This window comes from Arthrobacter sp. SO3 (genome assembly GCF_020532825.1).
GTDB lineage: Bacteria > Actinomycetota > Actinomycetes > Actinomycetales > Micrococcaceae > Arthrobacter.
Window position 1 is genome coordinate 43796 of the sequence record NZ_MQTS01000238.1, and the last position, 10349, is coordinate 54144.

The 10349-nt window shown below is 61.1% G+C and carries 13 protein-coding genes and 1 pseudogene; 7 read left to right on the forward strand and 7 right to left on the reverse strand.

Features of this window, described 5'->3' with window-relative positions; translation table 11 throughout:
• Positions 1 to 203 precede the first annotated feature (203 nt).
• On the forward strand, positions 204 to 515 hold the full coding sequence (locus BJQ90_RS20225) for a histone-like nucleoid-structuring protein Lsr2 (protein ID WP_226761976.1): 312 nt from the start codon (positions 204 to 206) through the stop codon (positions 513 to 515).
• 326 nt (positions 516 to 841) lie between these two features.
• On the opposite strand, the gene BJQ90_RS20230 is transcribed toward BJQ90_RS20225, so the two are convergent.
• The 6 genes from BJQ90_RS20230 to BJQ90_RS20255 form a co-directional block, all read right to left on the reverse strand.
• Positions 842 to 1054 carry a ParB family protein gene (locus BJQ90_RS20230; RefSeq protein ID WP_226761977.1) on the reverse strand — a complete coding sequence of 71 codons (213 nt, stop codon included), beginning with the start codon at positions 1052 to 1054 and terminating at the stop codon, positions 842 to 844.
• Positions 1055 to 1206: 152 nt separating this feature from the next.
• Entirely contained in the window at positions 1207 to 2121 is a 915-nt protein-coding gene (locus BJQ90_RS20235; protein WP_226761978.1) for a ParA family protein, read from the reverse strand.
• Positions 2121 to 2423, reverse strand: coding sequence for a hypothetical protein (locus tag BJQ90_RS20240; RefSeq protein ID WP_226761979.1), 303 nt, complete (start codon positions 2421 to 2423; stop codon positions 2121 to 2123). The genes BJQ90_RS20235 and BJQ90_RS20240 overlap by 1 nt, the downstream gene beginning before the upstream one ends.
• 22 nt (positions 2424 to 2445) lie before the next feature.
• Positions 2446 to 4062: a hypothetical protein gene (locus BJQ90_RS20245; protein ID WP_226761980.1), complete on the reverse strand. Its 1617-nt coding sequence runs from the start codon at positions 4060 to 4062 to the stop codon at positions 2446 to 2448.
• Between the two features lie 376 nt (positions 4063 to 4438).
• Positions 4439 to 4666, reverse strand: a complete 228-nt coding sequence (locus BJQ90_RS20250; RefSeq protein ID WP_226761981.1) for a hypothetical protein — start codon at positions 4664 to 4666, stop codon at positions 4439 to 4441.
• A gap of 76 nt (positions 4667 to 4742) precedes the next feature.
• The gene (locus BJQ90_RS20255) at positions 4743 to 4955 is read right to left on the reverse strand and encodes a hypothetical protein (protein ID WP_226761982.1); all 213 of its coding nucleotides are present in this window, start codon (positions 4953 to 4955) and stop codon (positions 4743 to 4745) included.
• A gap of 229 nt (positions 4956 to 5184) precedes the next feature.
• Between BJQ90_RS20255 and BJQ90_RS20260 the strand changes: the two genes are divergently transcribed.
• Genes BJQ90_RS20260 through BJQ90_RS20270 form a run of 3 tightly spaced genes read left to right on the forward strand, consistent with a single transcriptional unit; the run spans position 5185 to position 7011 of the window.
• Positions 5185 to 5643 (forward strand): hypothetical protein, encoded by a 459-nt coding sequence (locus BJQ90_RS20260; RefSeq protein ID WP_226761983.1) that lies wholly within the window; start codon positions 5185 to 5187, stop codon positions 5641 to 5643.
• A gap of 60 nt (positions 5644 to 5703) precedes the next feature.
• Positions 5704 to 6093, forward strand: a complete 390-nt coding sequence (locus tag BJQ90_RS20265; protein WP_226761984.1) for a hypothetical protein — start codon at positions 5704 to 5706, stop codon at positions 6091 to 6093.
• A gap of 3 nt (positions 6094 to 6096) precedes the next feature.
• On the forward strand, positions 6097 to 7011 hold the full coding sequence (locus BJQ90_RS20270; protein ID WP_226761985.1) for a hypothetical protein: 915 nt from the start codon (positions 6097 to 6099) through the stop codon (positions 7009 to 7011).
• Here the strand turns inward: BJQ90_RS20270 and BJQ90_RS20275 are convergent.
• Positions 7008 to 8159 (reverse strand): alpha/beta hydrolase family protein, encoded by a 1152-nt coding sequence (locus BJQ90_RS20275; RefSeq protein WP_226761986.1) that lies wholly within the window; start codon positions 8157 to 8159, stop codon positions 7008 to 7010. The genes BJQ90_RS20270 and BJQ90_RS20275 overlap by 4 nt on opposite strands.
• 177 nt (positions 8160 to 8336) lie before the next feature.
• Between BJQ90_RS20275 and BJQ90_RS20280 the strand changes: the two genes are divergently transcribed.
• The 3 genes and pseudogenes from BJQ90_RS20280 to BJQ90_RS20290 form a co-directional block, all read left to right on the forward strand.
• Entirely contained in the window at positions 8337 to 9416 is a 1080-nt protein-coding gene (locus BJQ90_RS20280) for a CHAP domain-containing protein (RefSeq protein WP_226761987.1), read from the forward strand.
• A complete protein-coding gene (locus tag BJQ90_RS20285) occupies positions 9413 to 9931 on the forward strand; it encodes a hypothetical protein (protein ID WP_226761988.1) in 519 nt (172 codons plus the stop codon). Before BJQ90_RS20280 ends, BJQ90_RS20285 begins: the two co-directional genes overlap by 4 nt.
• 40 nt (positions 9932 to 9971) lie before the next feature.
• A pseudogene (locus BJQ90_RS20290) lies at positions 9972 to 10349 on the forward strand (chromosome partitioning protein ParA); the annotation flags it as partial.

Below are 10349 nucleotides of genomic sequence, written 5' to 3' on the forward strand. Positions count from 1 at the left end.
GAAACTCCGGGTGCGGCAGAACCGTGAGCTGACCGCTCCCGGTGTCGTCACGGACCACTTGGTCCCGGTGCTTCATGGTCATAACCGTCTTCCATGTCGGCCGGTGCCGCGAAGTCTTCGTTGGTGAATTCTTAGAATTCCCCCTGACCTTCGATAGCAGCGAACAGTCATCCGGCGTGATTACGAAGCCTTAAACTTTTCCTATGGCACAAAGAGTAGTAACCCTTTTGGAAGACGACTTCGACGGCTCCAAGGCGAGCGAGACACTTTCGTTTGCCCTTGACGGCGTCGAATACGCAATCGATCTCAATGATGCTCACGCACGTGAGCTGCGTGAAGCCTTCAGCCCCTACACGAAAGCAGCCCGGAAGACCGGCGGCCGGGCTCGCACAGCCCGTCCAGCTTCCTCCAATGCCCGCGAAGTCCGGCTGTGGGCTGTCGGCCAAGGCCTGCCTGTCAATGCCCGCGGTCGCATCCAGGGAGACATCATGGAAAAGTACGAAGCAGCGCACTAAGGGCTGCACCGCTCAGATTGAAGTTCGGCCAGCTGGGGCCGTCGGGCCAAGCGCAGAATCCCCTTAGAACGCCGCTTAGAAGACACGTCCGAGGCCAGAACATATTCGAGTTCTGGCCTCGGTTCATTTAATACCTGAGTGCAGCTACTTCGGCTGTGCTGGGCGACTGCCCTGAGGCACTGGTAGAGCGTTGCCAGGGTGGACCCTTCCGGCTGGCGTTCACCGAGCAGGGCCAGCTCGAACTCAGCGAAAGCCCGTTGGTGGCCAGGCAAGAGCCGAACGCGCCCACACCCGCCTGCCGCCGTAGAGGATCAGGCCGTGTTGCGTCAGCTGTCTTTAAGTCGCCTACCGCCGGGAAGATTCTCACCCCAAGACGGGTACATCGCTCCGTCGTTGTGTTCGGCTTCGCGGCGGGCGGTCTCTGCTTCGATGGCTTTCGCCACAAAGTGGCTCCAGGTGTTGTCCCCTTCGAGGTAACTGGTCGCCCGGTACGCTGCCCGCGCGCGGTTCCGCAGTGCGGCGGGGATACTGACCGTCATATTAGCCGTCTCAGCTTCTTTGGGTTCTGCCTTTTTTGGCGTCTCCGGGCGGTGGCCGGGGAGCATCCGTGCCAGCGGCGCCTCGGCAGCCGGAGCTGCCGTGCGCCGCGGGGGCAATCCAAGTGCGGGGCGGCTGGGTGTCGGTTCGGCGCTCACGCGCTGACCTCCTGAGATTCTGCGACGGCGATGCGGCGGGTCACTTCCATGGCGACTGCGTGCAGGTCTTCGGCCACGCTGGAAGCCGATTTGGGCCCGGCGTTGCCGGCTTTCGCTTCACCGCGCAGGACTTCCCACCATTTCGGCCCCTTGCTGAGCTCCCGCTCGAGCTCATGGGCCAGCAGCCCACGCTCACGGCACGCCTGGGCCGTGGCCTCCGCGTGGCGGATGCTCATCGGGAACAGCACTTCGTCGGTGCCAAAATCGGCGGTGAGGTGGTCGCGGGTGACCTTGTGTACCTGCTTGGAATTCGTACCGGTACCAACCAGAACGACGCCCAATAGGTCCAGGGAGGGATTGAGGCCGACGACGCTGTCCATGCGTGCTGCGACGGCGGCGACACCTTTACGGCTGGACATGTCCGTCTTCAGCGGTACCAGTGCGTAGCGGGCGGCAGCTACCGCGGCGGCCTGCAGGGGCTCATTTCCCGGCGGGCAGTCCAGCAGGACCAGGTCATACTCCCCCGCGACGCCGGCAAGCAGTTTGGCCAGGGCGAGTTGCGCAGCGTCACGGTCCTTCTGGGCTTTGGCTCCAAGGAATGCCGCGGCATCGTCGAGATGGGGTCCGCCGGCAATGACATCGAGGTTGGGTCGGACAGCGGTCAGCAGGTCGGGTTCTCCGCCGAAGCAGAGCGAGGCCGCCAGACTTCTACCGCCGTCACCCTGGTCGGCGTAGCCGAGATCCTCGGCGAGGTTTCCTTGAGGGTCGAGATCGACGAGGAGCACACGCGAGCCGCCCTCGGCGAGGAGTCCGCCTACGTTGGCCACCAAGCTGGTCTTGAAGACCCCGCCTTTGCCGTTGATTACCGCGATAACGCGGCTTAGGGCACCGCGGTCCAGATCGTATTTCATCAAATCCCCTTCCAGAGTGATCCCAGCGTAGCCAGTAACACTGGCTTTGCTTGTGAAGCTTGTTTCCGTGTCTTCGCTTTTTTCACTTGTGAAACGGGCGAAGCAAGCAAGCACGTATTCACTTGCTTCGCCAGATTTACCAGTGTTCCTGTATTGGCTTTTTTCACTTGTGAAACGGGCGAAGCAAGCAAGCACGTATTCACTTGCTTCGCCAGATTTACCAGTGTTCCTGTATTGGCTTTTTTCACTTGTGAAACCGGCGAAGCAAGCAAAGACTTACCAACGCGGTCAGTTGGATCCATGTCGACTACCAACGCCGGCGACCTACGCAGCTCGCCATAGCGTCCCGATCAGGTCAAATTCGGTTTCCGAGGGTGGGATCCAGTAGAGATCAGAGTCAGGTTCGTCCACTTCGTGTTCCGCCAGTTCGGGCGCGAGGTTCCTGTCCAGCCATGCGTGCCAGGCTGCGCGTTGCTTTCGGTGGATACTGATCTGCTCTGCGGCGTCGTCAAGTGCACCGAGCCGCCGGGCCAGGGTTGTCAGGCTGGTTCCGGCCGTGATGCTCCAGTGCCCGTGCCTGCGTCCGATCATGTTGTAGCTGCTCATGGCGGCCAACGCCGTTTCAACGGCTGTGCGACTGAGTCCTGTAGACCGGACAATTGCTGCTGTGGTGGGGGAGAGGCGTCCGCGTTCGATGGACTCGTAGACGAGGGCAGCGACGTCGCCCAGGGCACGGAATACAGGGCGGATGCCATGGATCTTCCCGCTGCGCCAGGAGAGTTCCCGGGCAAGTTGTTCAAAGTGCTGGGGGAGTTGGATCACGTAGGTGTCGGCGTTGCGGCCGCGTGCATCGGCAATTTTGGTCAGGATGCCGTCTGAGGCTTGTTCGAGCATCGGGAGCAACCTGGAGATGGTGCCGTGGTGCTTGCCCAATGCAGTGGCGAAGGTACGGCAACCTACATCCAGCACGTCAGTTTCCATGGTTCGCATGTAGCCGAGCACTGCGCGCAGCAGCAGGCGCAGGCTGAGGCCTTCGCGGCCGCGTTCTTTGAATCTGTGGTCAAGGACTGCGTACAGGACATTTTCAAGATCGTTTACGAGCTGGTGTGCAGCAGCTTTGCTGCTGGTTCTGCTGGCCCCCCCTGTGGGTATTGGTTGGCTTGTGTCGTTAATACGGGCATTCCTTTTGCCCGATGACGGGGTTCCCGTTTTCTGGATCCAGCGGCAGGCCTCAGCCCACTCTTTATCGAGGAGGCGTTCCTGCCGGCGGGCGTCGGAGTAGAGGGCCGCGAGGCCGGGGAACTGGCCTCCCAGCTCGAGGCGGACCTGATCCAGGGTCCAGCCACAGGCTGCGAAGTGGTTCAGCACTGCCATGCGGGCTTCTGACGGGCTGGCGTACCGGGCGGTGTCATACAGGCCGGTTCGGGCCGCCAGACGCAGGGGGGACTGGCTCCCGCCAAAGGGGACCGGACTGACACCATTCGCTCTCGCCGGGGCTGCCATCTTGGCGGCGCGGGCCTTTAGCTCGCGTGCACGTTTGAGCTCCGGTGCCAGAGCCCGTCGGAGGGCCGCGACAGCGTGGACAGGGTTGCGGCGTCGCAGCACGTCGTATGCCTCGTTCAGGGCGGTGACGAGTGTCTGGTGGCCGCCGCGTTTGTGGGCACTTCCTGGGACCCGAATACAGCCGTCAGTGACGTTCTGGTGCGGGCTGGGATCAAGGCTGGCTGCCGTCTGTGCGAGGGCTTCAATCAGCTCACGAGCCGCTGGTGCTTCCATGCGCTCGGCCAGGGGAATGTAGAGGTGGCGTCCGCCGCTGGGGGAGTAGTCCGCGATGTATCGGACACCGCAGCTTTTCAAGAGGTTTCCGAGGCGTTGGGCGTCGTCATCGACTACGCCTTGCAGCGCTTTGGAAGTATCCAGGTCGAGGCAGAGCGTAGCCACGGAGCCGTCTGCTCCGTGAATGGGAACCGCTGCCGGCTGCCTTGGCAAGGAAGCGGTGATCCGCGGTGGGTTTTGCGGCCGGGGGTATTGGAATCGGCCGTCGATCCATCGCCCCGGGCGGTAGGTCGGTGCACCGGCGATTAAAGGAGCGAGAGCCCATGCCATAGCGGGTGTGATTTGACGCTCGGATTGCAGCGCGTCAGTTATTGACGGCACGGCCGCTACAGGTACCATAGACAACAGCTAGTCCCTTCGGGGTATAGCGAATGGAGCCCCCCTCGCGGGGGAGCTTGGATAAGTTCAGATCGCTGATCCGCCAAGAAGAGGATCTGAACGCATACTTTTTGAAGGCCCGCCTAGTGCGGGCCTTCAGTCTTTAACTGGCCTTTGGTATAGGCAAAATCTCCTGGTTGCGCAGTTCATCAAGGTTGATGGAATCTATGTGGGCGGCAACCAGCGGAGTCAGGTAGTCGACTGCGTTCGTACCAAGAATCTCCATGATTGCTCGCAGTTTCTCGGCCCGCGCAAGATCGGGCTTTACCACGAACGTGTGCCGGGGTCCCTTGGAAGGGCGGCCTCCTTGAGCAAGCTTCTGAATTGCCATAGTGCCATCTAAGCGGTTTTGATAAACGAAACCGCGCAGGTCCTCGCGGCGTGTCGCTCTTTGGCTTTTGGGTGTTCTAAGACTCTTCAATTGCCAATGCCCCCCGTTGCATCCCATCAAGCTTGTTGGGACGCCCTTCCGCGCGGTCTATCAAAGCACCAACGTACTCACCGAAGGACATGTTGTACCGCTGCGTCGCCTTCCAGGCGGTGTAATGCTGATCTGGGAGCACCAGGCAGTTCAGGGGTGCCTTCTTACCTATCAGCTTGGGTGGGCGGTATTCCTCCATGTCATCACCCTCACTTCGGTTTAAGACAACCTGTAGATATACAGGTCCTGTCGCGGTTGCTCCTTCAAAAGACCCAGCAAGCGACAGACTACATACATGCTCCGCACATGCACAACTCACTGCCTGCACCCTGCGGTAGGCATCGGGTAACATTTCTTGTGTCAGCTGCCCGCCCGCCCTGTGTGGCCGGCCTACACAAGTGGCTGAGCTTGGCTAAGGAGCTGTATAGATGGCAAATGGGGGCCGCAGCGTGTTTCTTACGCAGCAACAGAAGAAAGAGCGGCTAGCGGATCGCATGGGCATCCTGGTGGATATCTGGGAGGCAGATAACAACACTGCGCTCACTTACCCTCATGTCGAAGAAGCACTTTCCGCCCACGGAATCCACCTGTCGCGGACACGGTGGTCCTACTTGATCAATGGCACTGGCAGCCTGGTGACGGATCAAGAACTGCTGAAGGGCATAGCAGAGTTCGTTTTTGCCGTACCAGCCAGTTATCTGTGTGATCTCAACAGCGAGACTCCTCCCGAGGTAGAAGCGCGCATGGAATTCCTTGTGCAGATGCGGAAGCTCAAGGTGAAGAACTTTGCAGCGAGAAACCTGGGGGCCACCTCGCCAGAAACACTGAGGACGATCACGAGGATCATCGATGCATCGATGAAAGACGACGAGAAAGACGACAGGTGAATGGCTCTCCCGCCGGTCCCGGAAAAGGTTCGGGAGTTATGCGGAGACGGCACGACATCGATGAAGGAAGTTGTCGACCGCTTGACCGTGATCTGTGAGAAGCCGATCAATCTGATCGAGTACAAGGAGTCCTGGGGTGCGCTGACGGCCTTCAAAGCCGAATTTGAAGATCGCATAAACGTCTATTTCCCCCCGCAGAAGTCGCGGCACTACAAACTTCACTGCATCTATCACGAGCTCGGACACATCTACTTGGAGAGCTTTCGGATTTCCTTGGCTCTGCCGGATCTCTCTGAAGAGATGCTGAGGGAAACCGCGGACGCGATTAGCGTTACCTGCCGGTCCGTTCCGAATCATCCTGTCGAACGGTGGGTGGAGGATTTCGCTTTCGAGATGTCGAAGAAGACCCGTGGACGCGGCTCGTCCGATCCTGATCCTTTCCTCAGCTAGACCATGAAACTTTTGCTCTTTGCGCTCCTGAGTGCCCTATGCCTCCTTCGGGTCCCCTCGGTGGTGAAGGTGGCGGAATCCCGGGCGTCGTGGCTGGCATCGATGTTCGGTCTGACGGCGCTCTATGTCCTGGGGACGGTTACACCGCTCGAGGTCATCGACAGCTACCTCGGTGGCATCAACGTGACGAACCTGCTTCAAGCCATCTTCGCGCTACTGGCGATCTTCTTCTTCAATGACAGCGTGCGGCGTCTAGCGAACGTACCCATTGTCAGATGGACCTACTACGCCCCGTTGCTGAGCATTCCCATCATGATTGTCAGCTTCGCCCTGATTAAGGACAAAGCTCCAACAGCTGCGGACTTCATTGATACCCGCATGGACCAGCTCGCAACTGCCACATACAGCGGCACATACATGCTCGCGTTGTTGTTCACCGTGCTCAGGATCATCTACATGCTTCGGCACAAGGCGCGGGGCCCGTATGCAACATTCTCAGCGGGCCTGCTCGTGGTTGCGGCGGCTTGTTCGTGCCACATTACGTACGTGGTGCTGTTCCATTTCTCACCCTGGGATGCCTTCGCCCAAGCGATCGGATCCTGGTTTGACCGCCTTTTCTATGTAGGACTCTCGGTGACGGCGGCGGGGTGGCTGATTCTTTTCCTGTCCAAGCAGCTCCCGAAATTGCGGCTCTGGATGATCGATGCACTCTGGCTTACGGCGTTGAGGATCCGGGTAAATGCAGATCAAGCCCGAGTCAGCCCGGCGTTGGACCTTTTCAATGAAACGCTCGAAAACGGGGTCTACAAAAGCCTCATCGTTCTGCACAACTACCAGCGGGGGAACATGACGATGTTCCCGGAGTCTGTTGAGGGCAGAATCAGCAAAATTGAGGCCAAGCTAGACGCACAGACCTAGCCCTGCTCAGCCAAGATCGTCTTGCTGACCCAAGCCGTAAGTTCGTTGGAGAAGGTACAAGGCGAGGCATTCCACTCCTGGGTATGATGCGCCTCAGGTAGGGGAATCAGGGTGACGGTGTCAGGATTCGCGCGTTGGAACGCCGCTGAGATCTCCCAGGGAACCTCTTGATCTGTGTAGGAGTGCAGGACCAGCGTCGGGACTGCCACCCGCTTAGGCACATCGACCCATTCAAGTGCATCGAAATCGATCGGTTCCTCCAACCCGAGCATCCTCGCGAACGGGGGAGCCTGCAACAGGCACATGACAAGGCCGGCACCAATCGCCGGCACGCCAGCCCGCACCGCCCCCGCCGTGATGGTCTTGCGCCAGCTCGTGACCGGCCCTACCAGGACGACTCCGACGATCCGGTCCCGATGGGCGCTGCGCTCCGCTGTCAGCAGCGCAATGGTCCCACCCATTGACCAGCCGGAGAGGATGATGCGTCTGGCTCCACGAGCGACGGCGTAGGACACAGCGCTTTCCACATCACGCCACTCCGTTTGCCCAAGGTGGCTCGATTCGGCCTGTGGTGGGCTGACCTCCGGGTCGCTGCGAAATGTGGGGACCAAGGAGGTGAATCCTAAAGAACTGAATGCGTGGACGTCCCGGAACATGATCGAGCGGTCGGTCCAGCTGCCATGGATATGGATCACCCATACGTCCGTGTTCTCAGCTTCAAATAGCCATGCAGGCGCCGCACCGTACGCGGTGGGGACGTCCACCTCTTCGAACCGTCCGCCGACAGCAGAGGGCTCGAAAAACACGTCCGGAGTCCAATCGACGATTGGCCCCAGACGTCCCGGCACGGACCCAAGAGGATCAATCCGCCGTTCTACGTACTTTTGATCCTCATTGATCAGCGTGACCTCGCCGACTCTCGTGTACTTCTCTGTCGCGGGGTCGAACACGCCAAAGTCGCCCGGGGCTTTGGTGTAGTCGTCCAAATCGATGCGGACTCTACGGCCATCATCTGTCAGTTCGGCACGACGGTAGTCCTTTGGTCCCCGTTTAACGATCTTGCGGGCCATGACAACCGCGAATCCAGATAGTGCGGCCGCCGGTACAAGGAACGCGAGGCAGGCCAGGCCGCGCCGTGTCGTCAGCATTAGGTCTCACCCTCCAGCGCCGAACCAGGAAGAGGAACGGCACTCAATCATCGTAACGTCGCCTGAATCCCTCATATCTGAACAATTCATGCCCACTACAGGCGTTGTACATGTTCACTACAGGCGTGTAATCTTTTGGTTGAGCCAGTCGACGTCCAAGGGGGAGGGGCGAATCTAATGCACCGCACATCGCTTGGCCTAGTGGCCATCATTGCCATCCCCGGGCTGTTCTTCGGACTGATCTTCTCCATGCTTCTGCTTCTCGCCCCCGCGAAGCCAGCTGCCGCCACCTGCGGTCCGGCCGTCTCTGTTGTCATCGATGATGACGCCAAGGTCGAGGGCTACACCGAGGAGCAGTTGAAGAACGCCGCGGCGATCATGGGTGCCGGTAAGGCACAGGACCTGTCGGTCAACGGGCAGATGATCAGCGTCATGGTTTCCCTTGGGGAGTCGGGGTTGCGGGTCCTGGATACCGGCGACGGTGCAGGCCCGGACTCACGCGGGTTGTTCCAGCAGCGCGACAACGGCGCGTGGGGCTCCTACGCAGACCGCATGGACCCCACCATCAGCGCGACGAACTTCATCAAGGCCCTGAAAGGCGTGGCCGGCTGGGAACGGCTGGAACCGACCCTTGCCGGCAACAAGGTCCAGCGCAACGCCGACCCCTACCACTACCAGAAGTACTGGCCCGAGGCCGTCAAACTCGTCCAGGCGCTCTCGAACTCGAAGTTCTCCCTGCAAGGCAGCGACTGCGCCATCCCCGGACAATCCGGCGCGGGGGATGACTACCCGTGGAAGAACTCCCCGACCTGGCTGCAGGTCGGCGCAAACTCGGCCAGCACCTCACCGCTGGGCATGTACTACCGCGAGTGCGTGGACTTCGCCCTCTGGCGGGTCAACCAGCAGATGGGTTCGACCGGTGCCCCGTTCAAGTTCCTCAACGGCTCCTTCCGCCCGGACGGGCAGGGCCTCGGCTCGGCCCTGACCTGGAAGGCCGGCTGGGACGCCAAGGGCTGGGACTCCGGCAACACACCCCGGGTCGGCGCGGTTGTCTGGTACGCCCCCGGTGCCGGGGGAGCGGACCCGAACTTCGGCCACGTCGCGGTGGTCAAGGAAGTCAAGGATAACGGGACCTACGTCGAAGAGGGCTACAACGGCAACCCGGCCCCGGCGGACCACAGCTACTACACCCGGACAGTGGCCAACGCTGTCCCCTCCGCTTTCCTGTACCTGCCCACCCAAGAGGAGAAGAAGTGAAAAAGCCCGTGACCCTGCTCGCCGTGGCGCTGCTCTGCGTTTCGTGCGCACCGGCAGGCAACACCACGACAGCGCCGTCGGCATCAGCGCCCGCCAGCCCCACCTCATCCGCGCCGGTCTCCCTGAGCGCCAACAGCGGACCCCAGGCACCGGGCGGCACGATCCCCGCCACCATCGGCATCAGCTGGGATCAGGCCAGCAAGGACGAAGCCATGGACGTCGCAGAGAACGCCATGACGGATTTCGCCCGCCCCGCCGTGGAGGAAAAGCAGTGGGCCAATGACCTGGCCCGCTGGCTGACCCCACAGGCCACCGCCGACTACTCGGCAGTTGACCCGGCCAACATCCCCGCATCCCGCGTCACCGGCGCCGCCACCCTGAACGTCGATGAAGCCAACGGCTTCGGCGTCATGGCAGCGGTCCCCACCAACGCCGGGACCTACACGGTGCAGCTGATCCGCACCGGCAGGGACGCCCCGTGGAAGGTCAACCGCCTCACCCCGCCCGCCTCCTAAACGCCGGTACGTCCACCCCCCACACGTAAGGAAGAAGCTCATGGGCACTACACCAACGCAAGTTATGGCCTTTCCCAACATCAGGGCCATCGTCCGGGACAACGGCACCGCCGAGGTCATCGTCGCGGGCAACTCCCGCATCGTCCCTGCCGGAGACTCCATGCAGGAACTCCGCAACAACGCCCTGGCCCTCATCGTGGGCGAAGCCCAGACCCTCCAGCGCCCCGTCCGGGTCCGCATCGAGGACCCCGAAGGACACGGCGAACTCATCGTCCACCCGGACAACAAGATCGAATCCGTTTCCTACGAGCCCGCTCCGGCCCGCCGCCGGGCAGAAGCCCCCGAAACCACGCCCGCGACCGCAGCGCCGGCCATCATTGAGACCGCACCCGCACCCGAGCCCATGGCGGTTCCTGCC